This window comes from Acidipropionibacterium thoenii DSM 20276 (assembly GCF_000423445.1).
GTDB classification, from domain to species: domain Bacteria; phylum Actinomycetota; class Actinomycetes; order Propionibacteriales; family Propionibacteriaceae; genus Acidipropionibacterium; species Acidipropionibacterium thoenii.
This window is the reverse complement of the sequence record NZ_AUHZ01000006.1, coordinates 137,121-163,185: the sequence shown is the minus strand read 5'-3', so window position 1 is coordinate 163,185 and position 26,065 is coordinate 137,121. Positions and strand designations below refer to the sequence as shown.

General features: G+C 63.7%; 30 protein-coding genes. 18 read left to right on the top strand and 12 right to left on the bottom strand.

From position 1 onward, the window contains the following. The first annotated feature begins 93 nt into the window (after nt 1-93). From G554_RS17500 to G554_RS0101950, 3 genes are all read left to right on the top strand, one after another. Nucleotides 94-579, top strand: a complete 486-nt coding sequence (locus G554_RS17500) for a hypothetical protein (RefSeq protein ID WP_154654138.1) — start codon at nt 94-96, stop codon at nt 577-579. Further along, nucleotides 573-1,226, top strand: coding sequence for a hypothetical protein (locus tag G554_RS17495; protein ID WP_161626453.1), 654 nt, complete (start codon nt 573-575; stop codon nt 1,224-1,226). Before G554_RS17500 ends, G554_RS17495 begins: the two co-directional genes overlap by 7 nt. A 74-nt stretch (nt 1,227-1,300) precedes the next feature. Then, nucleotides 1,301-2,017, top strand: a complete 717-nt coding sequence (locus G554_RS0101950) for a hypothetical protein (RefSeq protein ID WP_154654136.1) — start codon at nt 1,301-1,303, stop codon at nt 2,015-2,017. Between the two features lie 10 nt (nt 2,018-2,027). Here the strand turns inward: G554_RS0101950 and G554_RS14125 are convergent, their stop codons facing one another. Together G554_RS14125 and G554_RS18020 are read right to left on the bottom strand one after the other, a co-directional pair. Then, a complete protein-coding gene (locus G554_RS14125) occupies nt 2,028-2,825 on the bottom strand; it encodes a M20/M25/M40 family metallo-hydrolase (protein ID WP_211220392.1) in 798 nt (265 codons plus the stop codon). Beyond that, on the bottom strand, nt 2,822-3,106 hold the full coding sequence (locus G554_RS18020) for a zinc-binding metallopeptidase family protein (RefSeq protein WP_211220391.1): 285 nt from the start codon (nt 3,104-3,106) through the stop codon (nt 2,822-2,824). Before G554_RS18020 ends, G554_RS14125 begins: the two co-directional genes overlap by 4 nt. Before the next feature lie 154 nt (nt 3,107-3,260). Here G554_RS18020 and G554_RS16555 point away from each other — a divergent pair, with 154 nt between their 5' ends. From G554_RS16555 to G554_RS14110, 5 genes are all read left to right on the top strand, one after another. Then, the gene (locus G554_RS16555; RefSeq protein WP_051232189.1) at nt 3,261-4,127 is read left to right on the top strand and encodes a GNAT family N-acetyltransferase; all 867 of its coding nucleotides are present in this window, start codon (nt 3,261-3,263) and stop codon (nt 4,125-4,127) included. Further along, on the top strand, nt 4,124-4,888 hold the full coding sequence (locus G554_RS14115) for a MurR/RpiR family transcriptional regulator (RefSeq protein WP_071162129.1): 765 nt from the start codon (nt 4,124-4,126) through the stop codon (nt 4,886-4,888). Before G554_RS16555 ends, G554_RS14115 begins: the two co-directional genes overlap by 4 nt. Continuing rightward, complete coding sequence (gene menC, locus G554_RS0101930) at nt 4,885-6,006, top strand: o-succinylbenzoate synthase (RefSeq protein ID WP_027586588.1); 1,122 nt, start codon at nt 4,885-4,887, stop codon at nt 6,004-6,006. Before G554_RS14115 ends, menC begins: the two co-directional genes overlap by 4 nt. 73 nt (nt 6,007-6,079) lie before the next feature. Beyond that, complete coding sequence (locus G554_RS0101925; protein ID WP_027586587.1) at nt 6,080-6,718, top strand: hypothetical protein; 639 nt, start codon at nt 6,080-6,082, stop codon at nt 6,716-6,718. A 15-nt stretch (nt 6,719-6,733) separates the two neighbouring features. Further along, nucleotides 6,734-8,248: an MATE family efflux transporter gene (locus G554_RS14110; RefSeq protein WP_071162128.1), complete on the top strand. Its 1,515-nt coding sequence runs from the start codon at nt 6,734-6,736 to the stop codon at nt 8,246-8,248. On the opposite strand, the gene ispF is transcribed toward G554_RS14110, so the two are convergent. Continuing rightward, on the bottom strand, nt 8,159-8,641 hold the full coding sequence (gene ispF, locus G554_RS0101915; RefSeq protein ID WP_036924084.1) for a 2-C-methyl-D-erythritol 2,4-cyclodiphosphate synthase: 483 nt from the start codon (nt 8,639-8,641) through the stop codon (nt 8,159-8,161). The genes G554_RS14110 and ispF overlap by 90 nt on opposite strands. Then, complete coding sequence (gene ispD / locus G554_RS0101910; protein WP_027586585.1) at nt 8,638-9,414, bottom strand: 2-C-methyl-D-erythritol 4-phosphate cytidylyltransferase; 777 nt, start codon at nt 9,412-9,414, stop codon at nt 8,638-8,640. Before ispD ends, ispF begins: the two co-directional genes overlap by 4 nt. Nucleotides 9,415-9,596: 182 nt before the next feature. Here ispD and G554_RS14105 point away from each other — a divergent pair, with 182 nt between their 5' ends. The 3 genes from G554_RS14105 to G554_RS0101895 are packed head-to-tail and all read left to right on the top strand — an operon-like array spanning nt 9,597 to nt 11,776. Then, nucleotides 9,597-10,355 carry a triose-phosphate isomerase gene (locus G554_RS14105; protein WP_084648230.1) on the top strand — a complete coding sequence of 253 codons (759 nt, stop codon included), beginning with the start codon at nt 9,597-9,599 and terminating at the stop codon, nt 10,353-10,355. Between the two features lie 19 nt (nt 10,356-10,374). Further along, a complete protein-coding gene (locus G554_RS0101900; protein WP_027586584.1) occupies nt 10,375-10,908 on the top strand; it encodes a YjbQ family protein in 534 nt (177 codons plus the stop codon). 4 nt (nt 10,909-10,912) lie between these two features. Continuing rightward, nucleotides 10,913-11,776, top strand: coding sequence for a class II fructose-bisphosphate aldolase (locus tag G554_RS0101895; RefSeq protein ID WP_027586583.1), 864 nt, complete (start codon nt 10,913-10,915; stop codon nt 11,774-11,776). Between the two features lie 97 nt (nt 11,777-11,873). Here the strand turns inward: G554_RS0101895 and G554_RS0101890 are convergent, their stop codons facing one another. The 8 genes from G554_RS0101890 to srlA all read right to left on the bottom strand — a co-directional run bounded on the left by G554_RS0101890 (nt 11,874) and on the right by srlA (nt 19,254). Continuing rightward, nucleotides 11,874-12,833, bottom strand: coding sequence for a sugar-binding transcriptional regulator (locus G554_RS0101890; RefSeq protein ID WP_027586582.1), 960 nt, complete (start codon nt 12,831-12,833; stop codon nt 11,874-11,876). Between the two features lie 130 nt (nt 12,834-12,963). Further along, the gene (locus G554_RS0101885; protein WP_027586581.1) at nt 12,964-14,004 is read right to left on the bottom strand and encodes a 2-hydroxyacid dehydrogenase; all 1,041 of its coding nucleotides are present in this window, start codon (nt 14,002-14,004) and stop codon (nt 12,964-12,966) included. 95 nt (nt 14,005-14,099) lie between these two features. Continuing rightward, complete coding sequence (locus tag G554_RS0101880; protein WP_027586580.1) at nt 14,100-15,146, bottom strand: zinc-dependent dehydrogenase; 1,047 nt, start codon at nt 15,144-15,146, stop codon at nt 14,100-14,102. A gap of 120 nt (nt 15,147-15,266) precedes the next feature. After that, a complete protein-coding gene (locus tag G554_RS0101875) occupies nt 15,267-16,484 on the bottom strand; it encodes an NAD(P)H-dependent oxidoreductase (RefSeq protein WP_245569913.1) in 1,218 nt (405 codons plus the stop codon). 144 nt (nt 16,485-16,628) lie between these two features. Then, complete coding sequence (locus G554_RS18625) at nt 16,629-17,069, bottom strand: transcriptional regulator GutM (protein ID WP_084648229.1); 441 nt, start codon at nt 17,067-17,069, stop codon at nt 16,629-16,631. 10 nt (nt 17,070-17,079) lie between these two features. Then, the gene (locus tag G554_RS17060; RefSeq protein WP_084648228.1) at nt 17,080-17,463 is read right to left on the bottom strand and encodes a PTS glucitol/sorbitol transporter subunit IIA; all 384 of its coding nucleotides are present in this window, start codon (nt 17,461-17,463) and stop codon (nt 17,080-17,082) included. A gap of 94 nt (nt 17,464-17,557) precedes the next feature. Then, entirely contained in the window at nt 17,558-18,583 is a 1,026-nt protein-coding gene (gene srlE / locus G554_RS0101865; protein WP_027586577.1) for a PTS glucitol/sorbitol transporter subunit IIB, read from the bottom strand. Continuing rightward, nucleotides 18,580-19,254 (bottom strand): PTS glucitol/sorbitol transporter subunit IIC, encoded by a 675-nt coding sequence (gene srlA / locus G554_RS0101860; RefSeq protein ID WP_211220390.1) that lies wholly within the window; start codon nt 19,252-19,254, stop codon nt 18,580-18,582. Before srlA ends, srlE begins: the two co-directional genes overlap by 4 nt. 520 nt (nt 19,255-19,774) lie before the next feature. On the opposite strand from srlA, the gene G554_RS0101855 reads away from it, so the two are divergent. The 7 genes from G554_RS0101855 to G554_RS14100 all read left to right on the top strand — a co-directional run bounded on the left by G554_RS0101855 (nt 19,775) and on the right by G554_RS14100 (nt 26,041). After that, nucleotides 19,775-20,746, top strand: a complete 972-nt coding sequence (locus G554_RS0101855) for a sugar-binding transcriptional regulator (RefSeq protein WP_027586575.1) — start codon at nt 19,775-19,777, stop codon at nt 20,744-20,746. A gap of 237 nt (nt 20,747-20,983) precedes the next feature. Beyond that, entirely contained in the window at nt 20,984-22,042 is a 1,059-nt protein-coding gene (locus tag G554_RS0101850; RefSeq protein ID WP_027586574.1) for an NAD(P)H-dependent glycerol-3-phosphate dehydrogenase, read from the top strand. Nucleotides 22,043-22,323: 281 nt separating this feature from the next. Beyond that, on the top strand, nt 22,324-22,617 hold the full coding sequence (locus tag G554_RS0101845) for a PTS sugar transporter subunit IIB (protein ID WP_027586573.1): 294 nt from the start codon (nt 22,324-22,326) through the stop codon (nt 22,615-22,617). 154 nt (nt 22,618-22,771) lie between these two features. Continuing rightward, nucleotides 22,772-24,292: a PTS galactitol transporter subunit IIC gene (locus tag G554_RS0101840; RefSeq protein WP_027586572.1), complete on the top strand. Its 1,521-nt coding sequence runs from the start codon at nt 22,772-22,774 to the stop codon at nt 24,290-24,292. A 6-nt stretch (nt 24,293-24,298) separates the two neighbouring features. Continuing rightward, entirely contained in the window at nt 24,299-24,715 is a 417-nt protein-coding gene (locus G554_RS0101835) for a hypothetical protein (protein WP_154654135.1), read from the top strand. Between the two features lie 196 nt (nt 24,716-24,911). Continuing rightward, nucleotides 24,912-25,379, top strand: a complete 468-nt coding sequence (locus tag G554_RS0101830; protein WP_027586570.1) for a PTS sugar transporter subunit IIA — start codon at nt 24,912-24,914, stop codon at nt 25,377-25,379. Between the two features lie 11 nt (nt 25,380-25,390). Beyond that, nucleotides 25,391-26,041, top strand: a complete 651-nt coding sequence (locus G554_RS14100) for a class II aldolase/adducin family protein (RefSeq protein WP_036924082.1) — start codon at nt 25,391-25,393, stop codon at nt 26,039-26,041. Nucleotides 26,042-26,065 lie beyond the last annotated feature (24 nt).

Here is a 26,065-nt window from a genome sequence, read left to right as displayed (position 1 = left end):
TCAGATCTATTGCGCTTCTCACATGCCACCCATAGGCTCTTAATCACGTGATACCGCACGAATGGTACTACTTCCGACGAAAGAAGGACGGTTGTGAACCACAAGAAACTTGCAGGAAGTACCGCTGCCGTAGCGATCTTATTCTGTGTTGTGGCAATTCCTGCGCAAGCTGCCCCAGAAACCTCGTCTCAGACCGGCTCCTCGACGTCCAATATCGCACCGCGAGATGCTGGACTATTTGAGTCGAAGATCGACAATCCCCACTTTTCCAGTACGGTTCACGGAAATGTGAATGTTCATGGTGGATGGAAGAAAAGTACCACATTCCGCGCAACGCGCGCCAAGGTCACGACGCGTCTCTACGCCAAGAAGTGGGGAGTATGGGTTCTTGTCGCAAGTTCAACGGCTACAGTGGCGCCAGGATTTGGAAGCGAAAAATGGGTTCCGGCCGCTAGGAAATGCAAGGCGCATGACAATCATCAGTTCATGGGGACTGTTGGTGTGGACATCATTGGCTATGCCGATCCACCGGGTGTTGTGCAGTCCAATGTCGTCACGTTGGCGTGCTCCCCGTGGTGATGAGCCTCGGAACCCCGGCCACGATAACGGCCGACCTGACAGTTGCCTCACCAAAGAGACCCGTCCCCGCCTTGGACCAAGTGTTCTATCCGGTCATCGACGGTCTTGGCCTCCGTTCGCCGATTGATGAGGGGCCACCCCGCTGGAGCTATGCCGCAGCCAGTGCAACCGGCATGTCCGCAGACATGATCTCGGTGTCTTTTCGCGCCGATGTCGTACCCACAACATGCATCACAGGACCAGGCGGACAATTCATGTCGTGCATCGTCGAGACACTGAGGATGCTCGGTATCTCACATACTCAAAGTGTGAAACTCACCGGAGAATCCCAGTTACTCGAGGCATGGACCGGCAACTCCCGGGACACATACTGGGGTCTCTATGAACAGCGTGATCGGTGGCTCGGCTGGACCGGCGGCAAATCAACATGCATGGCGCACATCGGCTCAGTCCAACCCGCCTTCATAAAATCCCTGTCAGAGTTCTTTATTGACGCTAATAATTTCACCTATCACGCACAGGACAACGTGATTTGCGTCGATATCCCAGACGATCCGGTCGCGGTGGGATGGATATTTGACTCAATCGCCTGGATCACGAGAACTTCAGACTTCTCTGCATCCCTGAGCCCAGCGACCGCATCATGAGATCAGTCATCTGCCAGCGCGGATTCCCCGCTCTGGCAGATAACTGATCATGGTCTGCCCGTATCATCGACGGTGTGAGCAGCTCGCGATCCCGCAGCAGGTCCAGGGCGAAGGGACGCCCGCAGGCCCGGCAGAGGTCCCGGCCCAGCGTGGCCGACACTCGCTCGGGATCACAGGACTCGAAGCGCGCCCCCACGCCGAGTCCTTCCGCCCCTGTACTGCCGGACACCGTCACCGGTGCCGGCGAGATCGGGATCGGGCTCACTCTTGGGTTCACCTCACTGACCGCATCCAACCCGGCCACCGCCGCAATCGTGGTGACCCTGGGGCTGGCCACCACCGTCGGGATGTGTCACAACTACCGGACCCGTCGTGAGATGACGCGCTCCGCGACCAGGACTGCCGTGGTGCTGGGAGCCGGACTGGCCGGCGTGATGGCGGTGGTGGCCACCCTGTCGATGGATCTACCGGTGGGCACTGCGCCCCTCATCAGCCCCGTGGTGCTGGCGGTGGTCGCCTTCGGGATCCGCTGGCTGGCCGAGCGCTCGCCGGCCCTGACCCCCTGGCACCTGATCTGCTGGCTGCTGATGGCGGCCGGCTGCTTCACGCCATTGCTGGTTCCGCCATCGGGCGCTCTGCTGGTCTGCGGCGTCGTGTCCGGTGTGGCGCTGCTGGCGATGGGGGCTCTCGACAGCCGACGGCTCAGCAGGGACATCGGCCGTGCCCCGGACTACCCGCCAGGGCCGCCCAATCCCGTGATGGAGTGGCTGCGCGACCTGCGCAGGCGCTGAAGCCGGTCACTTAGCGCCGGAGAAATCCCACCAACAGGTCCAGCCGCTCGAAGAGGGTCGGCACCAGGATGTGCTCGCTCACCGCATGAGCGCCACCGCCCATCGGCCCGAAACCGTCGACCGCGGGGATGCCCAACGGCCCCCCGACGAGGTTCGTGTCCCCGGCCCCGGCGGCGGGGCGTCCCTCGATCGTCTGGCCCAGGCCCGCCCCGGCCGCTGCGATCTCGGCCAGCAGCTCCTGATCGGAGGCCTTCGGAGCCCAGGTCGGGCGGTGGGTGAGGATCTCGCTGTCGATCCGGGCGCCCGCACGGATCGGCGTCAACGACGTCAACCGGTCCAGCACGAAAGCCTCGCTGCGAGCCTCGAGGAACCTCAACCCGATCTCGGCCTCGGCATGGTCAGGGATGACATTGGCCCGGGCGCCACCGGAGATGATCCCCACATTGCACAGCACCTCGTCGATCCGGTTGGCCTCGGCGATCACCCCGCGCACCCCGACCAACTGATCGACCAGCTCGTCGATCGCCGAGATCCCCGACTCCGGGTCCAGCGCCGCATGGGCGGCCCGTCCGGTGACCGAGACCCGCAGCCGGGTCGAACCGCGGCGTCCCACCTTCAGGGCCCCGTCGGGATGGGGGCACTCGAAACCGATCGCCGCTGCGACCCCCTCAGCAGCCTGCCGGCAGATCGCCTCGCCGGTGGGCGAACCGCTCTCCTCATCGCAGGTGATCACCACTCGGACCGGCCGGTGCGCCACCCCGCGCAGTCGCTCCAGGGCGCTGATGATCATCACCAGCCCCGACTTCATGTCCAGGGCACCCGGGTCTCGATGTCGCCGTGCTCCCAGACGGTGTCGGAGTGACCCACCAGCAGGATCGGCGCTCCCACCCCGTCACCCGGATCATCAATGATGAGATGGACCCCGGAGGCACTCTGGATGCGCCGGGCCACCAGGCCGAGTTCAGTGAACCAGGCGACCAGCAGGTCGGTGATCTGACGACTGGCCGCGGCGTCGCGAGAGGGACTCTCGACCCGCACCAGCTGTTCGAGCCGTGCCAGCACCAGAGTCTGGGATCCCGGTTGCGTCATGTGAGCCCCTTCTCGTTTTTACCGATCATAAGCCGTGAGCTTCCGGGAATCCTCCAGGCACCCCTGAGCTGGCCGTTCATCCTTGTGCGAACGTGTTATCGGGTCATCCTAGGGACTTCCGCCAGATCTCCCCCCGGTAACAAGGACGCAACATATGAAACGTATCTTCAGCACCATGGAGGACATGAGGGAGATCTCGGCCGAGCCCAGGGGCGGCGCCGACAGCCTCGACGCAAGCAATCCGGTGGTGAAGCTGTACTGCGGCACCCTGACCGAGGCCAGGGAGTTCGGCGAGGCGGCCCGGCTGTACCGCCGCGCCTTCAACTACGACCTGCCAGAACTATCCCTCAACGCGAACCTGCTCAGCGCGCTGGGCCGCAACGGCGGCTCCTCGATAGGGGTGCAGCGCGACTTCCCCGACGGCGCCCTGGTCGGCTTCGCCTACGGGTTCTCGGCCCTCGCCCCGAAGACCCACAAGCCCTTCCACTACTCCCAGGCCGCCGTGGTGGACCCGAGCATGCAGGGCCACGGGATCGGCAGGATCCTCAAACTGCGCCAGGCCGAGGTGGCCCGGGACTGGGGCGCCAGTCACATGCGCTGGGGGTACAACCCGCTGTTCGCCCGCAACGGCCACTTCAATCTCGACTCCCTGCAGGGGGTGGGCCGCGAGTTCGTCGTCGACTACTACGGCCGACCGCACAGCGACCGCGCCATCGTGGAGTGGAATCTGCGAGACGCCGCAGACCGCTACGACGAGGAGCACCAGTTGCCGATCCCCGATGACCTCAGAGACGCCGAGCCGGCCACTGCGGTCGCCGACGGCGAGGGCGCGTGGATCCCGATCCCCTCCGGCATCGTGGCGGGTGACCATTCCGAGGACGGCACCGAGGAGGTCCGCGACAGGCTGCGCACGACGCTGTCCGATGTGATGGGGTCAGGACTGGTGCTCGTCTCCTGCCGCCGGCTCGGACCCGATCTGTCGGTCTACCGGGCGGTACCGGACCGCGGAGGAGCTTTGTGAGCACGGCCGAGACCAGCTCCGGAGCAGGCTCCGCCACCGGGGGCAGCGCCGGCCCCACCACGAGCAGGGGACCGGCCAGCCCTCGCGACCGGATGCTGCGGCTGCGTCCCAGCCTCAGCGGGGAGGCACTTCAGGCCCACCTGATGGAGGCCGAGCGGGCCTCACTGGAATCCACTTTCGCGACCCTGGCCACCGACTCCAGCCTGTCCCGGGCCGCCGGCCTCATCCTGGCCTCGCGCCGCAAGTACATCGCCGGGGCCGGCAAATCGGCCGCCTACGCAGCCCTGCTCAATGCCGATCTGGCGGCCACTCTTCCCAACGTGATGCTCATCGGCGATGGCCCCAGCGCCACCGATGTGCTGAGCGATGTCCGCCCCTCCGACGTCTGCATCGTGTTCAGCCTGCGCCGCTACCGCATCGAGACGGTGCGGCTCGGGCGGCTGTTCGCACAGTCGGGAGGGCGTCTGGTGGTCGTCACCGACGGTGCCGACGCACCGCTGGCCGAGTACGCCTCGGTGCTCATCCTGGTCGACACCGGTTCGGCCTCCTTCGCCGACTCCCCCACCGCGATGGCTGCGGTGTGCCACCTGCTGAGCTCCCTGGCCAGCGCCTCGGCCAAGGGGGCCAGACGCCGGCTGGCCAACCGCGACACCGCCACCACGGCGCTGGGGATCTACTGGGATCAGGACGCCGGCATCTACAGTGACGACAAGATGGCAGACGACAGCGACGACCCACAGGAGAGCGACCAGAACTCATGAGAATCACCCGAGCGAGGCTCTTCGAGGTCAGGCTTCCGCTGGTCCACCGGTTCCAGACCAGTTCGCATGCCAAGTCCACCCTCGACCACATCCTCGTCGAGTTCACCGACGCAGCCGGCCAGACCGGCTGGGGGGAGATCGCCTCTCCGGCGGGACCCTTCTACTGCTCGGAGACCACCTCGACGGCCTGGGACATCGCCACCGCCTTCCTGCTGCCCACCGTGCTGGACGCCGACTGGGACCATCCCGAACAGGTCGACGCGCTCTGGTCGAGGATCCGCGGTCACTTCTTCGCCAAGGCCGGCCTGGTCGGGGCGGCCTGGGATCTGTGGTCGCGCGCCCAGGGAGTCTCGCTGGCATCGGCACTGGGGGGCACCCGCAGCCAGGTGCGGGCCGGCGTCTCACTGGGGATCGAGGCCACCATCGATGACCTGCTCAGCCAGGTCGAACACCAGGTGACGGCCGGGTATCACCGGGTCAAGCTCAAGATCAGCCACGGCTGGGACATCGAGCCGGTCCGCGCGGTGCGCGCCGAGTTCCCGGAGCTGGACATGCATGTCGATGCCAACGGCGTCTACACCTCAGATGACGAGACGATGTCTCATCTGAAGGAGCTGGACGACTTCGGGCTGACGATGATCGAGCAGCCCTTCGCTCCCCGCGATCTGCTGGGCCATGCCCGCCTCCAGCAACGGATCGCCACCGACATCTGCCTCGACGAGTCGGTCGAGGATCTCCACGATCTGGGGCTGATGATCGCCCTGAGGGCCGGCCGGGTGCTCAATATCAAGGTCTCGCGGATGGGCGGGCTGACGGTGGCCCGGGCGGCCCATGACATCGCCAGGGACGCCGGGATCCCGGTCTGGTGCGGGGGGATGCACGAGTTCGGGATCGGGCGGGCCGCCAATGTGGCGATCTCCTCGCTGCCCGGGTTCACGCTGCCCTCCGACGTCTCCGGGTCCGACAAGTACTACGCCCGCGACGTCATCGTCCCGCCGGTGATCGCCACCGACGGCTGGGTCCAGGTGCCGACCTCCCCCGGGCTGGGCCACGAGATCGATCTGGAACAGATCACCGCCAACACCTTGCGCCGCTACGACAGCGCCCAGACCAGCTGATCCGAACACCCCTGGGCGGCCCCGGCACCGGGCCGGTGACGGGGTCACGCAGTGGCCATGTCAGGATGTCGTCATGCCCATCAGCCGCACCGACGACCTGCACTTCGCGTCCTGGCTGGCCGATCTCGAGGAGCCCGGCGCACTGGACGACCGGTTCGAGGAGCATCGCAGGCTCGCCTGCGGCCCGGAAGGCCTGCCGGACGATGCCCTGGAAGGTCTGGTCGGATGCCTGCGGCAGGCCACACCGGCTCACCTGTGCATCGAGGTCACCTACGGCCAGTGGACCGGCCGAGCAGGCTTCTGGGGAGGCGAGTTCGGTACTCCCGTCCTGATCCCCGATGAGCCGGGCAGATTGGCCAAAGCCTCCATCTGGGCGGCCGACAAGGGGGTCCGGATGGCGGCCTTCGGTGCCCGTCAGAGGGCCCTGTTGAGGCAGTGGTGGGACGACATGCTGCACAACCCGCTCACTTTCCAGGGCCGTGACCTCGCCCTGTTCCGTGGACGGCTGGAGGCCGTCACGAGGTGGGAGAGCACCATGGGCCGAATGGCTTTCCGACACAGTCCCGACCTGATCTGGCCCGACGACCACTCGTGGCTGGTGGCAACCGAGCCCGGTGACCTCGCAGCGGCGGAGGTGGTCGGCGTCTGGGGAAGCTCCCGACTCACCGGCCTGCTGGACGCCGATCCCCATATCAGCTCCATACTGCGATAGCTTGGCGGGCACATCATGACGAAGAACCTCACCGCCGGACCTCCGGTGCGGCTGATCCTGCTGTTCACCCTCCCGCTGCTGATCGGCAACCTGTTCCAGCAGGCATATTCCTTCACCGATGCAGCCGTGGTGGGCCGCCTGCTCGGAGTCAATGCGCTGGCCGCGGTCGGGGCATCTGGAAGCATCCAGTTCTTCCTGATCGGCTTCTCCATCGGGTCCTCCACCGGGTTGGCGATCCCGGTGGCCCGGGCGTTCGGAGCCGGCGACCTGCCGGCGGTGCGCCGACGGGTGGCCGCCGGGCTGGTCATCATCACGGGGATCGCGGTGGGGACCACCCTGGCCGGAACGCCGGGGGCCCGCACCGTGCTGGGCTGGATGGACACTCCCCCCGAACTGGTCCACGACTCCACGGTGTTCCTGATGGTGCTCAGCGCCGGCTCCTCGGCGATGGTGGCCTTCAACTTCCTGTCCGCGATGATCCAGGCCCTGGGCGACTCGCGGACGCCGTTGATCTTCCTGGTGATCTCGTGCCTGATCAATGCCGGGCTGGTGGTCCTGTTCGTCGGTGGTCTGGGCATGGGAGTGGGCGGCGCTGCGGCCGCCACAGTCGTCGCCCAGGGCCTATCGGTGGTGCTGTGCCTGGTACTGATCAGACGCCGGATGCCGATTCTGAGGCTCAGTCGAGCCGATCTGGCGGTCACCCACGACGAGCTGCGCGAGTCGCTTCGGCTGGGTCTGACCCTGGGATTCCAGATGTCGGTGATCGCCACCGGGGCGGCCATCCTGCAGTACGGCGTCAACAACCTGGGATCCGAGACGGTTGCCGCCTTCACCGCGGCGATGCGCGTCGACCAGATGGCGGTCGCCCCGCTGGCCTCGGTCGGAGTAGCGATGACCACCTATGTGGCGCAGAACCGGGGAGCCGCTCAACCCCGCCGGATCCGCGTGGGCGTCTTCCGGACAGGGATCATCGCCAGCTGCTTCGGCGTCCTGCTCGGCGCGATGATCTACCTGTGGGGACAGTCCGTCGTGAGAGTGTTCGTGGGCTCCGGGGCGGAGACCGTGGTGGCCCTGGCGCACCGCTACCTGGTCATCAACTCTGCGCTGTACTGGGTGCTGGCACTGTTGTTCCTGCTGCGCAACACGGTCCAGGGCCTGGGGTCGACCTCGGTGCCGACGATGGCCGGGGTGATGGAGTTGGTGGTGCGGATCATCGCCGGTCTGGTGCTCGTCGGTCACATCGGATTCCTGGGGGTGTGCATCGCGGCGCCGCTGGCCTGGTTCCTCGCCCTGGTGCCGGTGACGATCGCCTGGCTCGTGCTGCGACGCCGACTGGTCGCCGATGAGCTGGCCGGCAGTGCGCCGCCGGTCCTCCCGACCGCGGTGCCGGCGGCCTCGCCCACCTCGGTGGTGGAGCCCCTGGTGCCGGTCGCGCCGGCTTCAGCCCTGCCGGCCGATGAGAGCGGTGGCGATCGCCGCGACCCCCTCGCCCCGCCCTGTCAGTCCGAGGTGATCTGTGGTGGTCGCTGAGACCGAGACCGGCGCACCGACCACATCGGTGAGCAGTGCCTCGGCCTCGTGGCGCCGCGCCGCCATCCTCGGGCGGTTCCCGATCACCTGAACGGCGACATTGCCCACCTGCCAGCCGGCCCGGGCCAGCATCCTCACCGTCTCGGTCAGGAATGCCGCCCCGGCAGCCCCGGCCCATTCGGGACGATCGGTGCCGAAGTTGGCACCGAGATCCCCCAGCCCGGCGGCCGAGAGCAGGGCATCACAGATCGCGTGGGCGGCGACATCACCGTCCGAGTGCCCGGCCAGCCCGGCCGGTTCATCGGGGAAGAACAACCCGGCCAGGTGCATCTCCACGCCGTCCACCAGCTGGTGGACGTCAGTACCGATGCCGGTGCGGATCTGCGGGATCATCCGCGACGCCGGTGCGAGGGTCGGGGATCCATCCCGCTGAGCACCCTGCGGACCCGGCGTCCGGAGTGGTGGCCGGCTCCCGCGGTGGCCTTGAGCAGCGTCTCGGCGATGTCCAGATCCAGCGGTTCGGTGATCTTGAGTGCCATCCGTGAGCCTCCGACGAGCTCCACCGGGTAGCCGTAGTTCTGGCAGCAGGTGACGTCATCGGTGACCTCCCCGCCCTCCTCGTGCAGCCTCTCGTGACAGCCCGTGATGACCTCCCGGTCGAATCCCTGGGGGGTCTGGACAGCTCGCAGGGTGGATCGGTCAATCACCGTGGAGGTCTCGCCGTCCAGCTGGCGGATGGTGTCGACCACCGGGACCGCCGGGGTCACCGCGACCGCCCCGGCGTCCAGGGCGGCCAGCACATCCTCGACGACATAGGCCGGCACCAGCGGCCTCACGGCGTCATGGATCAGGACCTTGCGCGCCTGGCACAGCTGCGGATGGTTCTTGATGAGCTGCAGGCCGTGGTGCACCGACTCCTGGCGGCTGGCGCCGCCGGTGGCGAACCGCACCGGGATGGGGGACGCCGCCAGGGCCAGTCGGAAGTGGTTGTGCATACCGCCCTTGACCACCACCACTGCATCGGTGCAGCCGCCGGCGGCCATCGCCTCCACCGCCACCGCCACCACCGCCTTGCCGGTGAGCTCCTTGACCTGCTTGGGGACCGGCCCACCGAACCTGGTGCCGATACCGGCAGCCATCACGAGGGCCACCACGGGTTCTGCCATGGTCGTGACTCTATCGTCGGCCGAAACCGCGGTGGCGGCCAGATCGGGTGGCCAGGTTCAGGCAGGTGACGCGCGAACCTTCCCGGTGGGCTTGTGCACCTCGAACCTCCGTGGGATGATTCCAGTACGCACAAATTTTCCCCTTACGGGCAATATCTTGCATCTACTCCCTTGGAGGTCAGATGAATCGGGTCATCGAGGCTCCGTTTCTCATCATCAATCCGAAGGCCTATCTCTACGGCGACCAGGCCTTGGAACTCGCCCAGCTTGCCGACGGCCTGAGCCAAGACTTCGGTGTCGACATCATGTTCACCGTCCAGCACGCAGACATCCGGCTTGTCTCCGAGCAGACGGAGAGACTGATCGTCACCGCCCAGCACATGGACCCCATCAATCCCGGCCGAGGGATGGGGCACATCCTGCCGGAGTCACTGGTGGCGGCCGGGGCCCGGGCCGTGGTGCTCAATCACGCCGAGCACCCCCTCACCCTGGCCGAGCTGGACGCCGCTCTGATGCGCGCCCGTGAGGTCGGGCTCGCCACAGTGGTCTGCGCCGACTCCATCGCCCAGTGTCGGGTGGTCGCACAGCTGGGACCCGACGTGATGATCTGCGAGCCCTCCTCCAATATCGGCACCGGCTCGCTCACCACTGACGACTACATCCGGGATTCCACCGCCGCGGTCAAGGAGGTCAACCCCGCCATCATGGTGCTCCAGGGAGCGGGCGTGTCCACCGGTGAGGACGTCGCAAGAGTACTGGCGCTCGGAGCCGACGCCTCGGGTGGAACCAGTGGCATCGTCTGTGCACCAGACTGGCGGTCCACCATCTCTGACATGCTCACCGCCCTGCGCGCCGAAAAGGACCGCCGCAACAGGCTGCTAGACGCAACCCCCAATCCTCATATCGCTTCGACTGTTCAGAAGGACCTGCACAGCAAGTAACAAGAAGGAAATCTAAACTATGACCGTCAACATTGACACCATCCAAGTTCGGTCCAAGGCCGGCCGACCCACCTATTTCGAGATCACCGATGAGGTGCGCCGCATCGTCGCAGCATCGGGAGTCAAATCAGGCATCTGCACAGTGGCGTCGACGCATACCACCTGCTCTGTGTTCTTCGAGGAGTACTGCCATGACGTAGATTTCGCCGGCGACGAATATATCCAAGCCGATCTCAACGAGGGTTTGGACAAGATCTTCCCCCGCTGCATGACCAACAACCAGTATCACCACCCCGGACCCGCTCACGTCGAGGCAGTTCAGAACATGACCGACGGCGCTACCAGCACCGGTTCGACGATTCTGGTGCCCGATCTGGAGAGTCTCCTCAACACCGAGGCCCACCTTCGCGGTACGCTCATCGGAGCATCCCAGACCTTCGTCATCGACAACTCCGCTCTCCAGATCGGCGCTGTGGGCTACATCTACTTCGTCGACTGGGACCCCAACCGCGAACGCGACCGCAAGATTAAAGTCGCTGTCATCGGAGAGTGACGTCATGCTCATCGGTCTCAAAGACGCCCTCGACTACGCCGAGGATCATCAATGCGCAATTGCCGCAGTCAACACACCTATTTTTGAGTCACTGGTGGCCACGATAAGAGCAGCCGAGCAGCTCAATGTTCCGGTAATTTTGGCCCACGCCCAAAGTCACGAGAAAATCAATAGGATCACCGATATCGGGCCAGCAATGGTCTCCCTTGCCGAACGAGCTTCGGTACCGTGCGTGGTTCATATAGACCATGGTGAGGATCTCCACTACATCCGCACTGGCCTGGAGCTGGGGTTCACCTCGGTGATGCTGGATGGATCACGTATGCCGTTCGAGCGCAACGTCGAGACGACCGCAGAAGCTGTCCAGATCGCTGACGGTTACGGCGCTGGCGTTGAGGGAGAGCTGGGAGTGATGACTGGCAACGAGAACGGCGATCCCGATCAGGGAGTCGCGGATGAAGCTCTCTACACCGACCCCGCCGTGGCCAAACAGTTTGTGGAACGCACCGGAGTCACCTGCCTGGCCGCTTCGTTCGGTACCGTCCACGGCCTGTATCACCGCGAACCGAAGTTAAACTTCGACCTCGTAAGGAGTCTGCGGCGCGAGGCGGGAGTCCCGATCGTCATGCACGGCGGCTCCGGTCTCAGCAACGAAGAATACCGCCGATGTATCGCCGAAGGGGTGAGGAAGATCAACTACTACACCTACTCGGTCAAAGCTGGATTGGACGGTGCCCGAAGATTACTCGACCAACACTCTGATGTCTTCGTCTATCCTGACGTCGCGAGCGCTGCAACTGAAGCAATCGCATCCAATGTCAAGGCGTTCATGACATGCATCTACGATGCCGACCAGGCCGTGGCATGAAAATTGAGCTGACGAACGACCCATCCGGATCGCGGATAGTCGGGCCGCCCCACGGAGAACACGGCGAGGACAGCAGATAGCATTGTTGCGGCTGCGCTCAGGACGCCGAAAGCACCACTTCAGCCAAATTCTCATCAAGCACGATGCCGGTGAGAATCCCCGACCTGAGCACAGCCGCTGCTCCTCGGGACTTCTCCGCACCGGACACGATTCCCATCACGCGTTCGATATGGGAGAGCTGTTCAAAAGTCAGTCCAATGACGTGATCATCAGCAGGTGTGAGGACCGGTTTCCCATCATCATTGATGAATCTGCCACACACGTCACCAGCGATCCCGGCGGCGCGTACCTGTTCCAACTGCTCTGGATCGAGTCTCATCGAGCGAACAAGTCCGGCTGACCAGTGCACACCCATCGATCCCACGCCAACGATGGCGAGATCGCAGTCCTGAGCTGCTTCCAATGCCCGGGCGACCACCGGCTCATCGAGCATCGCCTTTCCAGTCCTGGCAGACTGAACAATGGCTGGGGCATCAATTCGATGGGCGTGACCGCCGCAGCGGCCAGCAAGCTCTTGGACGACGGCGTTGCCAGACAGGTTGGCATCCTGGTCCGACATCCCACCTGACAGCGGGTAGAGCTCCAGCGGCAAGCTTGTCGGCTGATCAGGCACGGACTGCACGAATGCCCTGACTGTGCGCCCCCAGCTGAGCCCGACTGACCTCACCTGCGCGGTGTACTCCACGAAGACCTCAGCGGCCAGTCTCCCGACCTCATCCAGTGAGCGCGAGCCCGGCCCTATCGCGGCGACCCAAGCACGATGCAGTCCGAACTCCTTCACCAGAGCATTCTCAAGGTCAGTGCGACGCTCAACCGCCTTGGACGGGTCCCGGATGATCACGGTGACAAGGCCGTCGTCTCGAGCCTGAGCGAGGATCCGGGAGATGCTGGACGTGGAGATGCCAAGGGATTTGGCAATAGCAGACTGGTTCTGTCCCTCCGCGTAGTACATCGTCGCGACCTTGACCAAGGTCTGCACGTCCCGACGTGGAGCCATGACTGCATCTCCCCCTCTCGACTCCGTGTTCTGCAACAACGCCCACTGCCCTTGCGTGGACGGTGGCCCGCACACGGGCGATGCTCTCACAGGTTCCGCTCAACCCTACGGGAGTCGAGAGCCCCAGGAGTCAGATCCTGCGATTCTGAAGAGCCTCACCCTTGAGGTAGCGGGTCAACTCCTCCAGTCCGATCTCCACAGATGCGTGCCAGGTATCTGCACACGTACCAGCTATATGCGGCGTGAGCGTCACATTCCGCAGGCTCAGGAATGGGTGATCGCTAGGCAACGGTTCAATGTCGAACACGTCGAGAGCCGCTCCCCCGATCCGCTCTTGCTGGAGCGCTTCGACCAGGGCCGCCTCATCGACCAACGATGATCGTGCGGTGTTGATGAGGTAAGCGGTCCGCTGCATGTGCGCCAGAGCCGGGCCATCAATGATGTGATAAGTCTGCGGCGAGGTCCTCAGGTGCAAAGTCACAAAGTCCGACCGTTCAAGGAGTTCTTCCAGGGTGTCCACCGCCGTGACGCCCACCTTCTCGATCTGTGCAGTAGACATGAACGGATCGAAAGCAATCACTCTGCTTTCGAATCCAATCAGGCGCTTCGCCACTCGCGATCCGATCTGACCAAACCCCACAATTCCGACTGTGCGTGTCTTCATATTGTGGACGTAGTCCCGGTTAAGGTAGTTCTTGCACCATTGACCCTCGAGGATGAGATGGTGGCTACGAGCAATATTCTTGTTCTCAGCAATCATCATTCCGATCGTGTAGTCAGCTACGGCGTCGGCAGAGCGCTGGGGCGCATGCACGAGAGGAATATTCCTCTCTTCGAGCTGCTTGAGGTCGGCATTCTCAACTCCTCCGCGCAAGACTGCTACCAGCTTGAGATTAGTCGAGCGTTCAATGACATCGCTGCCAACCGGAGTGCCGTCCACAACGATGACGTCGGCATCGGCACAGTTGTCCAGCAAGGCCTGGCAGGAGGAGATCGCCCCCAAGCCTTCCCTTTCCACCAGTGCGAGACGGTCCATGTACTCGGGCAGCGTGGTGGAATCAGCATCCTGCACGATGGTGATCTCAGCTCCAAGGCTCTCCAGCGGCCTCAGCTCCTCCATCAATGCAGTCCCTACAGCTCCATCTCCAACACACAGAATTCGGGTTTTCATAGCACTTTCTCCTCGTATGTAGTTCACGGCATATTTGACGCGGGACCGATGATCGCCCGTTGATTGGCCTGCATACTTTTCCGCTTTGGACCCTTTTACGGCTCGACTGTGACTTTGATGGCCTCGCCACTGGCCAGCACATCAAAGGCCCTCAAGCCCTCCTTGAGTGGAATTCGGTGGGTGATGAGGTCGTTAGCTCGCAGCGTCCCGGTTGCAAAGTATTCGAGGGCCAGCCGGTTGTGTTCAGGCGTGGAGCCATTCGTGCCATGGATGTGGAGCTGCCGGTAATGAACCAAGTTCGAGTCAAGCGTGATGGTCGGCGCAATCTTCGGCAGGCCTCCGAAGAATGATATCCGACCATTCCGTGCTGCCATTTCCACCGCGTGAATCTGGTCTTTCCCTGCTGGGGTGGCCGTGATGACAACGTCGGCGCCACGGCCGTCAGTGAGGCCCATCACGGTGTCGACCACGTCGTCCTGCGATGAGTCGATGGCGAAGTCGGGTTGCACAAGCTCAGCGGACCTGGCCAACCTGCCAGGCCGGCGGTTCACCAATACCACTGTTCCTGCCCTGTGGATGTTCCTGGCAAGTCGAGCGTGCATGCACCCGATCGGGCCGGCTCCGATGACCACCACGAAGTCGCCAGGCTCGATACCCAGCTGCTCTTGCGCATTGATGGCACAAGAACACGGCTCGGCCGCACTCGCCTCGGCGAAATCAACGCCCGTCGGGATCCTGTTCAGACCATTGGCTCGAAGCATCGCCTCCGGCACGATCATGAACTCAGCGAAGCCGCCGTCATACTGGAAGCCCATGCTGTTTTGGTTTTCGCACACTTGGGTCCATCCACGGCGGCACTGGTAGCATTTTCCGCAGGGGATATTGGAGATAGCCTGAACCCGGTCTCCCGGAGACCAGTTGCTTGATACTGAGGACCCGACGTCGACGATTTCACCAGCTATTTCGTGACCCATGGTCGTCACGCGGCTGATCATCTGGTGACCATTTCTGAAGGCCTTGAGATCTGTACCGCACATCGAGCAGTTCCGAACCCTGATCTTGACTTCTTCCGATCCACAGACTGGCTCAGGGACCTCCTCGAGGCGCACATCACCTGGCGCATGAAACCTCATGGACAGCATCGAATTACCCCTACTTCCTACGGGAGACGTTCTTGTCGGCGGGAGGCGCCCATGCGAGCCATGGACGCCTCCCGAGTGCACCCGGAGTCCTCCGGTATCGCGAACTTGCCTGTCTTTGGCTCAGCCGATCGTGCCGTTGGCGATCATGGCGTCCTGCAGCCGACGCATGGCCACCAGAGGTCGAGTCTCGTCAATCTCCACGTCGTCGTAGGTGACCGTCTCACCAGCCTTGACGTCCGATGTCAGCACGCAACCAGCAGCCAGCCCAATCGGGAGCGCCTTGGCCGCGCTCGCCTCCTTGGCGTCGACGGTCCAGCCATGGACATGGTGTCCGCCGATACCCTCGAGCTTCGTCCCAGACTTCAGATCATGCTTCGCCACCGCAGTGACCTCCGAGGTCCAGGTCGTCGACTGGAAGGAGGGGTGTCGATCCAGCACTGCCTCGCCGACTGAGAGGTCGGCCTCGATGGAAGCAAGGTGATAGGGCCGGTAGATCTTGAAGTACTCGCCCTTACCGACACGCAGATACTGCAGCTCCTCGGTGACGACCGGATTTGGAGACTTCACGATGACGAACACGCCGGGGGCCACATTTCCAGTGACGTACTCAACGATGGGACCGTCGCTCTGGCGAACTCCTCCATCACCAACTGGCACGAGCTTCTGGTCAAGCTCGTCGATATTGCACTCAAGTCCATGCATGCCGGGGACCTCGACCTTGAACCCTGTCGCGTTCGACAGCGCACACATCTCGATCTGCGTCTTGGTGCCATCAGTGAAAGAGCACAGCATCTTCGGGTTCATCTTCTTGATCCGAGCCTCTTCCACGACGTCGTCGGGGACATCAGTGGGACGGTTCGGGTTGTTCTTACCCTTGCCCGCCACCACGACCTCAAGACCGAGATCCTCGGCGTACTCGACGAGCTTCACGCACTCAATGGGCTCATCGCCGCGGCAGATCGTGTAGATCGAGTCTCCGGCATTGGCCATCGACGAGAGCAGCAGGCCGACAGTGACATCTGCCTCAACTGTCATCAGACCGATGTCGGTGTGATTGGTGATAGCCGCATAAGCAACCTGGGCGGCGACATCCGGAACTCCGGAGGCCTCAAGCACCATGTCCAGAGGCAGCTCGGGCATCGACAGACCGTCCTCGATGGCCACAGATCCACCGGCCTCAATGATCGCGGAGGCCTTGGCGACGTCATTCTCGACGACGGCGTCGTCACGCCCGGCGTTCTTCAGAGCGGTGGTGGCGCGCTCAATGTCGACGTCAGCAACGGCGACGACCTCCAGCCCGGGGGCGAGCTGCACCTGTGCGACAAGTCCGCGACCCATCTGTCCCGCGCCCACAACTCCGACGCGAACTGGACGACCGAATTCTGCTTGACGAGCGAGGAGACGCTTGCTGTATCCCATGGGATATGTCCTTTCAAAGGATGAAAACTTCGTTGTTCTTGAGAAACTTCTGATGGGTGGCGATCAGGCGGTGGTGGATAGACTGGTCTGCCGCATTGACCGAGTCACGGTCCGATGTGTAGCTGTCGCTCTGACTCCGCAGACCTTGTCGAATTGTTCGAGAGCCTGAGCCACCGCCTTGCGGAGCATCTTGTCGCCGGCACGATCGACTGCATCGTCCGCTGGGCCTTCCAACGCAAGGTTTCGGCGAATTGGTGCAAATACTGAAGCGCCAGCCATCACACGGGCCTCGACAATAGTTCTGGATTGAGCGTTAATGACTAGCATAACGACCGCACCGCGAATCTTGCCACGGCCCCTGCCAGACACAAGAATATTGGATCGGTCGTTATGAATATCCGCCATCTCGCGTAGGGCTCGGGTGTACCGACGAGTCTGAGACCAAGTAAACGGGACGGCGAGAATCATTGCGGCGAACAAGTAGAGTGCGAATTTCCATTCCATTCAGATCACCTCATGGCCTTATCAAGGCGACAGTCTGACCAATCGCCGGTGTCTTGATATCCGCACCATGAGCTTTGAGTGCTCCGGGTAGCAGAGGCTGATCCGGATTGTTGACGTAAACCACAATGTGGCCCAGATCAGCCAGATTCCGATTCGCCACATCACCGACCTCATCGATCGTGAAGACCTCGGCACCCAAGCGCACCTCGTCACCCGGAGCCACCTCCGATGCGGCGGAGACTGCGGCAGCCCCGCCAAGCTTGTGGACGACACTTACCTCAGCGAGCGCGTCAGGCACAGGCTCTCCAAAGAGGATCATCACGCCAGCCTCGAGCAGATCTGGGGCATCCTCACCCACGAATGTTATCTCTGACTGCCACAGCACAGTGGCCATATCAAAACTCCCTTGTCCTGATCTCTCCAGGTGGCCGTTCGTAATGACTTGGCCACCCGGATCAACTCATGTCATGTACTACTTCAGTACTCTCCTACACCAAGAAGGAGAATCCGTATGCAATGAGAACAGCGAGCGGTGACGTGAGCTGACGGCCGAAGAGCACCGCCGGAACACCGACATCAACTGTTTCCGATTGCGCCTCGCCGAGGCTCAAACCCACCGGTATGAAGTCACATCCAACTTGGCCGTCAATGGCGAACAATGTCGGCAAGGCATACCGCACCGGCAGAGCTCCTGTTGCTATCTGAGCGCCCATAAGCACGCCAATAATCTGCGCGATCGCAGCGCCGGGGCCAAGGAATGGTGACAGAATTGGCAGCCCCGTGATGATGCCGAGCAGGAGCAGACCCCAGAGGCTGCCTGCCAGCGGCGACACGCTCCTGGCGATCCAGTTCGCCAGGCCCGTGTAGTTCACGATTCCCATGATCAGTGCCACATAAGCCATGAACGGAATGACCGTGTTCAGGATCAGCTTGACGCCTTCCCGGCCCGCGTTGAGCAGGCTGGTAATTACGTAGCCGATCGCTCCGCCGAACTTGATGATGAACCTCGAGAAGGCGCTCTCCTTTTTCACCTCCCCAACAGCGGTACTGTTCACTGCGGCATCAGAACCATCCGGCTGAGGGGGCTGGCTTGCCTGACCCGTCTCAGCGCCATCGTCGCCGATAGCTGGGGTACCAGCCTCGGCAGTCTCGACATTGCTGACCCCCACGCCCGAGACGTAGATGTCATCGGTGATGTACTTCTGAAGTGGCCCTCCAGGGGAAGCCGTGAAGACGTTCACAGTCGGGATGCGCTTCTTCGGGTAGACGCCGCTCCGCGCTGTTCCACCGCAGTTGATGACGGCACACATGACCTGGTCATCGGGGGCACCGGAGTTGAAGGCGTTGACCACCCGTCCTCCGGTCAGCTCAGCAATCCTCTTGGCTACCGGATGCTCATCTCCACCGGTGACGGAGAGAACGATGTTTCGGTCGCCATGGACGCGGACCACCAAGCCAGGACCCCATCCACCTGCGCCCTTATTGATCCGCACAGCGGGAAAATCCGTTGTCATGCCACTGCCTCCTCAGTGCGCTCCATCTGGCCTTGGGCGTAGTCCTCATCGAACTTCTGGAAGACCGCCTCATGCCCGCCACGCTTGATGAGGAAGTTCGTGAAACCTTGAGTCACCAGTCCTCTCATGAGGATGACGATCAGCCCCACGAGGAAGTAGAGCGCCGCCAACCGTGCATATGCACCGCTGTCAACCTTCAGCACTCCAGCAGAGACGCCCGCCCAGACGAAAAGCTCCGCGCCATTCGCATGCGGGAAGAAGGCCGTCACCGGGTGCACGAACGACACTGTGGCGTCGTAGTAGGCCGGCTTGTACCGCTCCGGAAGGAACCGTCCGAAGGTGTAGCACATCGGGTTCGTCAACATGATGACCGCCAGTAGCGGCATCAGCGTGTATCGCGTGACCGCGTACTTACCTGCCCATTGCACGGCGTGCGTGACTCGCTTCTCACCAATCCAGGTGGTGAGCGCGTACATGAAGGTGATGAGAACCAGGAGCAACGGGATCACACCCGTCGCGAGGCCGACGAAGCTCTCAGCCGCGGCCTTGAACAGGCCGATGAAGTGCGTAGCAAACCATGCGATGCCCTGCATCACAGCGTTCGATTTGACATCCAGGGGTATCGCCAGGAGTTGGCTACCTCCCCAGGGTGCAACAAGTAGAGGGGTCATCACGAAACTCCTTCGTCTCGAGAAGTGCAAGTATTTGCATGTGATTCGCATCTTTTTGCGACCACACGACGAGCATGGCACACCTACGCGCGGCACACAAGACACTGCACGGGTTTTTCCACCAGCCGTGAGCAGAGCCCTGGACAATGCGCACCACCTCCACTGACGTGGCAGCTGAGGCTCGAGCTGCTGATCAGTTGTGAGGCCAAGATCCATCGGCTGGTCCCGGAACGACTCGGTCGCGAACCAAGCCCGTCTGGTCGGCCCTGAAGCCTCTTCTTGTCAGGCATCGGCTCCCAACATGACCTCCGGAACGCGACCAGCCCTGAAACTGGCAGACTCTGGGCAGTCACTGCTGGGCAGTCAGAATGCTCGAATCGGCCCAACTGCACAGCGCGGCGCCTGCACGCCTGTCAGTCACAGATATGCGGACACATGTTGGGCGCGGCAGGACCATCTTCGCTGAGTGTCCCCACCGACCCCCGAGATCGGGCACCCGATTGCCCCTACAGTGATGCCCATGGCGCGCAAGACCAAGGACGAGCACCTCATCGAGGTGCTCCACGTCGCCGAGATGTACTACTTCGAGCAGATGACCCAGTCCGCGATCGCCGATCGGCTGTCGCTGAGCCGCTGGACGGTGGGCAGGATGCTCGAGTCGGCCCGCGACTCCGGCCTGGTGCACATCACCATCGACCACCCGCTGGCCCGCCACCACCGACTGGAGGTCGAGCTCACCAGACGCTTCGGGCTCAGCCGGGCCATCGTCGTCCCCACCCAGGGCCGCGTGGAGGCCACCCTGGACGTGATCGCCTCGGCAGCTGCCGACAACATCAGCCTGCTGCGACCAGCACCCTCGGTGATTGGCGTCAGCTGGGGCAGGACGCTGGCCCAGGTGGTCCGCCACCTCCGTCCCGGCTGGACCCGCGAGGTCACTGTCGTGCAGACCAACGGCGGGGTGGCCATCACCCGCAACGACCTGGTCGGCCGATCGGTGGTGATGATGGCCGAACTCGGCCGCGGCCGTGCCATCACCTTGCAGGCACCCACCGTGCTGGGCTCGGCACAGCTGTGCACCATGCTGCGCGCCGACACCTCGGTCGCCAGAACCCTGGAGATGGCCTCCCACGCGGACCTGCTGGTCTACTCCCCCGGGCCCGCCGACAACGGCTCGGTGCTGGTGGGAGCCGGCCACATCTCCCCCGGGGACATGGCCCGGTTGCGCGCCTCCGGGGCCAAGGCCGACGTGATGAGCCATTTCGTGGACTCCTCGGGCCATCCGGTGGACCCGGATCTTGACGCCCGGACGCTGTCGATGGATCTCGAGGCGGTCCGCCGATCCCCCCGGGTGATCGCGGTGGCAGCAGGATTGGAGAAGGCGGAGGCGATGGGGGCCGCGCTGTCGGGGGGGCTGTGCACCGAGGTGGTCACCGACTCCGAGGTCGCCGAGGCCGTGCTGAGCAACCGAACCACGGCAGGCCAGCAGGAGTGACCACACCCCACACACGAGCCTGTCGCCCCACATTTGTGCAGAACCCCCGTCGAGCGGGACTTCGGTGAGGCGTCGGGGTTAGCGTCTTCTCGTCGGTTCGACCAGGTCCGCTTCAGCACTGTCGCTGACCCCGCCGACCATCACCGGGACACTCACCCGACCCGGGCAAGACGTCATCATGGCGCACGGCCAAGGCTCCGACAGCCCACGCCGGTGTGCCCGCACAGAAGGAGAATCATGGCGAAGATTGCAGTCCTGGGCGCAGGCATCATGGCCACCGCGCTCACCTTCCCTGCTGCCGAGAACGGCAACGAGGTCAACCTGATCGGCACCCACCTCGACGACGAGATCATCGACTCCATCAAGGCGGACGGCACCCACCCGGTGCTGGGGCTCAAGATCCCCGAGTCCGTCAAGCCCTTCTACTTCACCGAGGCCGCCGAGGCCGTCAAGGACGCCGACATCATCATGAGCGGCGTCAACTCCTTCGGCGTCGAGTGGGCCGGCGAGCAGCTGGCCACCCTCGCCAAGCCCGGCCAGATCATCCTGTCGATCACCAAGGGGATGCGCGCCGACGAGGACGGCACCCTGCACATCCTCCCCGACGTCCTCAAGGAGAAGATGGGCCCGCTGGCCGACCAGGTGGACTGGGCTGCCATCGTCGGCCCCTCGATCGCCGGCGAGCTGGCGGTCCACCACCTCACCTGCGTCACCTTCTGCGCCGAGAAGCAGGAGATCGCCGAGAAGCTCGCCCCGTTGTACCGCACGGACTACTACCACATCTGGACCTCCACCGACTTCATCGGCAACGAGGTCGGCTCCTGCATGAAGAACATCTTCGCCTTCGGCGGCGGATTCGCCCCCGGCATGCTGAAGAAGGCCGGCAAGCAGAACGACAAGTACGTGCTGTACAACTACGCGGCAGCGCTGTTCTGCGAGGGCGCCCGCGAGCTGAAGGAAATGGTCGTCCTGATGGGCGGCGACCCGCTGGTCACCGAGAACCTCGGCGGGGTCGGAGACATGTTCGTCACCACCATGGGCGGTCGCAACGTCCGCGCCGGCACCTACGTCGGTGAGGGAGTCGCCTTCTCCGAGATCCGCAATGTCAAGATGAAGGGGGTCACCCTGGAGGGGGTCGCCGCGATCGGTGTCGTCGGCGAGGCTGTCGAGAAGCTCATCGCGCGCGGCGTGGTGCCCTCAGATCACTTCCCGCTGCTGCGGGCGCTCTACCAGATCGTGGCGCACGACGCCCCGCTGGATCTGCCGTGGAGCACCTTCTTCGGCGGCGAGCACTGAGACCGGTCCGGGGGTCCGCCCAGTGCGCCGACCCCTCGTCAACGATCCTGAACGAAAAACCATAGAATCTGCGAGGTGGCTGCGGCCCGCGCCACCCCCGACCCACTAGGTGACTCAAGGTCACCTGCACATGAGTGCAAGATGGGCCGATCAATATTCACAGGCAGCAACCCGCTCCCACAGAATGGCTCCCACCGGAGTCGGGATGCGAGAAGCTGCCCGAACCGTGGAGGATGCGGCCCAGGGCCACCACCCTCCACCGATCAAAGGAGACGGACAGAATGATCAGCAAGAAGGTTCTGGTCTGCTGTGGCACCGGTATCGCCACATCAGTACAGGTAGCCAACAAGCTTCAGCGCCTGCTGAAGGACCGTGGCATCAACGCAACGATGAAGGAGTGCAAAGCGGTCGAGGTGCCGGCTCAGGCCTCGTCCTTCAAGCCCGACGTCATCGTCTCTACCACGGTCGTCAAGGCCCCTTCCGCAGACATCAAGGTCTACCGCGGAGTCGCATTCCTCACCGGCGTCGGTGCCGACAAGCTCGCCGACGAGATCGCTGCCGATCTCAAGGGCTGATCCGGGCCCACGAGAGGCATGGTCACTAGCCCTGGCCGTGCGTCTCGCCGCCCCAGCCGGCTCGACCCCGTCGAGCACATCATCCACACATGGAAAGGGCCCTCGACCCTAGCCCGGCCGAGGACCCTCATGACAGAAGAAAGCACCTTCCATCATGGGAACAGTCACAACCGTCATCCAGTACATCTTGGGTCTGGGCGCGAGTGTCGTCCTGCCGATCATCATATTCCTGCTCAGTCTGTTCTTCCGAATGAAGCCTGGTAAGGCCATCCGGGCAGCACTGACGATCGGCATCGGCTTCATCGGCATCAACCTGGTCATCGGCCTGCTCACCAGCACCCTCGGGCCGGCCGCTCAGAAGATGATCGAGAACACCGGCCTCAACCTGCCAATCATCGACGCCGGCTGGCCGGTCGCTGCGGCGATCTCCTTCGGCACAGCCAAGGTGGTGCCGTGGATCTTCATCCTCGGCATCGCCATCAACCTCGGCATGATCGCGTTGAAGTGGACCAGCACACTCAACGTCGACATGTGGAACTTCTGGCACTTCATCTTCTCGTCGGCCTTCGTCTACATCGCCACCGGCAACTTCTGGCTCGGTCTGCTGATCGGCCTCATCACGCTGGTCGTGGTGCTGAAGCTGGCTGACATCTGTGCCCCGGTCATCCAGGACTACTACAAGATCCCCGGCGTCACGACAGCTCACACCGACACCGTCTCCTGGGCCCCGGTCGGCTGGTGCCTCAACAAGGTGCTCGACCACGTCCCCGGCTTCCGTCACAACAAGATGACCCCCGAGTACATCCAGGACAAGTTCGGCTCCTGGGCCGAGCCGATGGTGATGGGCACCATCCTCGGTGCTGTCATCGGCCTGCTGGCCTACTTCCCCGACATGACCGGCGGCGCCTGGGGCACCGCGATCAAGGGCATCGTGCTGGTGGGCATCTCGATGGGCGGCGTCATGCTGCTTCTGCCGCGCATGGTTGCGCTGCTGATGGAGGGCCTCATCCCGCTGTCGGACGCCGCTCAGGACTGGATCAAGTCGCGTTACCCCGACCGTGAGCTCAACATCGGCCTGGATGCCGCCATCCTGGTCGGCTACCCCGCCAACATGTCCGTGGCCATCATCCTGGTCCCGATCACGCTGGCTCTCGGTGTGCTGATGAGCTACCTGCACCTCAACCAGATGCTGCCCTTCGCCGACCTCGCCGACACCCCGTTCTTCGCGGTCTGGGCGACGACATGGTGCCGAGGCAATATCGCCCGAGGTACCGCGATCGGCACCTTCTTCGTGGCCTGCATGCTCACCATCGGAACGTTCATGGCGCCGGCGACGACAATCCTGGCCCATCAGGCGAACTTCACCATTCCGCAGGGCGCCAGCCAGATCTCCTCGATCGACTCCGGCGCTCACCTGATCGCCTACTTCTTCGCCTTCTTCTTCGTATTCGCCCAGGCGAAGGCATATGGCACGGCGTTCATCGTCTGGAGCATCATCCTGCTCGCCATCGCGCTGGTCTGCTACGTCACCTTCTTCGCCCACGTGATCCGTGGCGGCAAGCCCGGCATCGAGGACCGCGAGCAGTACATGAGCGCTGACGAGCTCGAGGCCGAGGAAGAAGAGCGCAAGGCACTTGCCGAGGCGGAAGCCCAGGGCGCCGGAGCGGGGTGGTGATCGACAATGGTTGAAAGCATGCTCGATCTGGTGCTGGGGAGCTGGTGGCGGTCCGTCGTGGCCTTCTACGTCGCTCACTTCACCTGGATCGTCGTCCCTCTGGTGGCCTGGCTGGCCATCATCGTGGTCGCCCACCATGTCATCAAGGACGCCGAACGAGCCATGCGCGCCACCCTGTTCAGCATGCCGAACGGTAAGAAGGCATCGGAGCGGGCGCTGCGCAAGCACCTCGTCCCGGTGATCCAGGACACCGCGTCGAAGCATCGTTGGATGCCCGCCGGGCCGGGCGGGCTGTGGATCCGCCGTTGCCAGCCCGACGCGGTGGTAGCTCAGATGACGGGGGTGCCGAACTATCTCCTCCGTTTCCGAGATCAGCAGTTCGGCCTCTCGACTGGGCGACGCCGCCGCCTGCCGGTGCGCTGAACAACCCCGGGACGGCGCCGGGCCTGCACACACAGGCCCGGCGCCGTTCCATCGGGGCCCCGCCCGGAGCCCCTCTCAGCCGTGACCCGGGTGTTCTTCCGCCCGGGGTCCGCGGCTGAGGTCCGCCGAGACCTCAGAGGTCGCGGACCAACCCCCACCTCTCACACTCCTCTGTCTCCAAAGGAATTCCGTCATCATGTCCGAAGCACCCAAATTCATCGTCGTCGACGCCGACACCGACTCCCGGGAGGCCCTCTACCAGAGCGTCAACGCCCGGCTGCTGGCCGAGGGAGCCGTCCGCGACACCTTCCTGGACGCCGTCAGCGCCCGTGAGGAGAAGTACCCGACAGGCCTGGACTTCGGCCACTGCCAGGTGGCGATCCCCCATATCGACCCCGAACATGTCATCACCCCCGGCGTGCTGGTCTGTCGCAATGCCCAGACCACGCCGTTCTGCGCGATGGACGACCCGGAGCGTGAGCTTGCGGTGCGACTGTCCATCTGGCCGCTGGTGACCGATCCCCAGAACCAGACCGACATGCTCGGCTCAGTGATCTCCCTGCTCCAGGACGAGCAGTCCTACCAGCAGCTGCTGACCGGGACCCCCGAGGAGCTCCAGGAGGCCCTGACCGGCGTCCTGGACGCCATCTCCAGCCAGGCCTGAGGGAGACCACGATGCAGTACCCGACCCCCCGCCGACAGATCATCGACTACTGCATGAAGATGCTCGACGACGGCCTGACCCTGGGTACCTCCGGGAACATCAGCGTCCGAGTCGATGACCATGTTCTCATCACCCCCTCCGGAGTGCCCTACCCGGATCTCACGCCGGAGTCCATCTGTCTGCTCGACATGGCGGGCCATCAGCTCGAGGGCGACCTGAAACCGTCCACCGAGGTGCCCTTCCACGAGCTCATCTATTCTCGCGATCCGAAGGCTGCCGCCGTCATCCACACCCATCCGGTCTACGGGACGGTGGCCGGCACGCTGTGCGACTCGCTGCCGCTGATCCACTACATGCTCGCACCCCACGGTGGCTCGGTGCGGGTGGCCGACTACGCCCGGTTCGGCACCCAGGAGCTGGCCGACAACGTCTCGGCGGCGATGGCCGGGCGCAAGGCAGTGCTGCTGCGCAACCACGGTGCCGCCTGCTGGGGCAAGGATCTGGCCGAGGCCTACATGCTGTGCGACTACCTGGAATGGGTCTGCAAGGTGTGGGTGATCGCGCGGACCGCCGGAACCCCGGCACTGCTGACCACCGACCAGTTCGAGGAGGCGATGACCGAGATCACCGGGTCCGGCTATCTGCCGGGCAGCCGGGACTGATCTCCCGCATCGCTGCGCACGGCA

Bases quoted from the DNA above. Each gene is read 5' to 3' on its own strand.
- G554_RS0101880 (WP_027586580.1), bottom strand. From the start codon at position 15,146: ATGCTGTCCATGAGGTTTCATGCGCCAGGTGATGTGCGCCTCGAGGAG.
- G554_RS14100 (WP_036924082.1), top strand. From the start codon at position 25,391: ATGCAGTACCCGACCCCCCGCCGACAGATCATCGACTACTGCATGAAG.
- G554_RS0101845 (WP_027586573.1), top strand. From the start codon at position 22,324: ATGATCAGCAAGAAGGTTCTGGTCTGCTGTGGCACCGGTATCGCCACA.
- G554_RS0101890 (WP_027586582.1), bottom strand. From the start codon at position 12,833: ATGGCTCCACGTCGGGACGTGCAGACCTTGGTCAAGGTCGCGACGATG.
- G554_RS0101855 (WP_027586575.1), top strand. From the start codon at position 19,775: ATGGCGCGCAAGACCAAGGACGAGCACCTCATCGAGGTGCTCCACGTC.
- G554_RS18625 (WP_084648229.1), bottom strand. From the start codon at position 17,069: ATGGAATGGAAATTCGCACTCTACTTGTTCGCCGCAATGATTCTCGCC.
- G554_RS0101900 (WP_027586584.1), top strand. From the start codon at position 10,375: ATGACCGTCAACATTGACACCATCCAAGTTCGGTCCAAGGCCGGCCGA.
- srlE (WP_027586577.1), bottom strand. From the start codon at position 18,583: ATGACAACGGATTTTCCCGCTGTGCGGATCAATAAGGGCGCAGGTGGA.
- G554_RS0101850 (WP_027586574.1), top strand. From the start codon at position 20,984: ATGGCGAAGATTGCAGTCCTGGGCGCAGGCATCATGGCCACCGCGCTC.
- G554_RS0101840 (WP_027586572.1), top strand. From the start codon at position 22,772: ATGGGAACAGTCACAACCGTCATCCAGTACATCTTGGGTCTGGGCGCG.
- G554_RS14125 (WP_211220392.1), bottom strand. From the start codon at position 2,825: ATGAAGTCGGGGCTGGTGATGATCATCAGCGCCCTGGAGCGACTGCGC.
- srlA (WP_211220390.1), bottom strand. From the start codon at position 19,254: ATGACCCCTCTACTTGTTGCACCCTGGGGAGGTAGCCAACTCCTGGCG.
- ispD (WP_027586585.1), bottom strand. From the start codon at position 9,414: ATGGCAGAACCCGTGGTGGCCCTCGTGATGGCTGCCGGTATCGGCACC.
- G554_RS16555 (WP_051232189.1), top strand. From the start codon at position 3,261: ATGAAACGTATCTTCAGCACCATGGAGGACATGAGGGAGATCTCGGCC.
- G554_RS14110 (WP_071162128.1), top strand. From the start codon at position 6,734: ATGACGAAGAACCTCACCGCCGGACCTCCGGTGCGGCTGATCCTGCTG.
- G554_RS0101885 (WP_027586581.1), bottom strand. From the start codon at position 14,004: ATGAAAACCCGAATTCTGTGTGTTGGAGATGGAGCTGTAGGGACTGCA.
- G554_RS14105 (WP_084648230.1), top strand. From the start codon at position 9,597: ATGAATCGGGTCATCGAGGCTCCGTTTCTCATCATCAATCCGAAGGCC.
- G554_RS0101895 (WP_027586583.1), top strand. From the start codon at position 10,913: ATGCTCATCGGTCTCAAAGACGCCCTCGACTACGCCGAGGATCATCAA.
- G554_RS0101830 (WP_027586570.1), top strand. From the start codon at position 24,912: ATGTCCGAAGCACCCAAATTCATCGTCGTCGACGCCGACACCGACTCC.
- G554_RS0101835 (WP_154654135.1), top strand. From the start codon at position 24,299: ATGGTTGAAAGCATGCTCGATCTGGTGCTGGGGAGCTGGTGGCGGTCC.
- G554_RS0101875 (WP_245569913.1), bottom strand. From the start codon at position 16,484: ATGGGTCGCGGACTTGTCGCACAGGTGCAGCTCGCCCCCGGGCTGGAG.
- G554_RS0101925 (WP_027586587.1), top strand. From the start codon at position 6,080: ATGCCCATCAGCCGCACCGACGACCTGCACTTCGCGTCCTGGCTGGCC.
- ispF (WP_036924084.1), bottom strand. From the start codon at position 8,641: ATGATCCCGCAGATCCGCACCGGCATCGGTACTGACGTCCACCAGCTG.
- menC (WP_027586588.1), top strand. From the start codon at position 4,885: ATGAGAATCACCCGAGCGAGGCTCTTCGAGGTCAGGCTTCCGCTGGTC.
- G554_RS18020 (WP_211220391.1), bottom strand. From the start codon at position 3,106: ATGACGCAACCGGGATCCCAGACTCTGGTGCTGGCACGGCTCGAACAG.
- G554_RS17060 (WP_084648228.1), bottom strand. From the start codon at position 17,463: ATGGCCACTGTGCTGTGGCAGTCAGAGATAACATTCGTGGGTGAGGAT.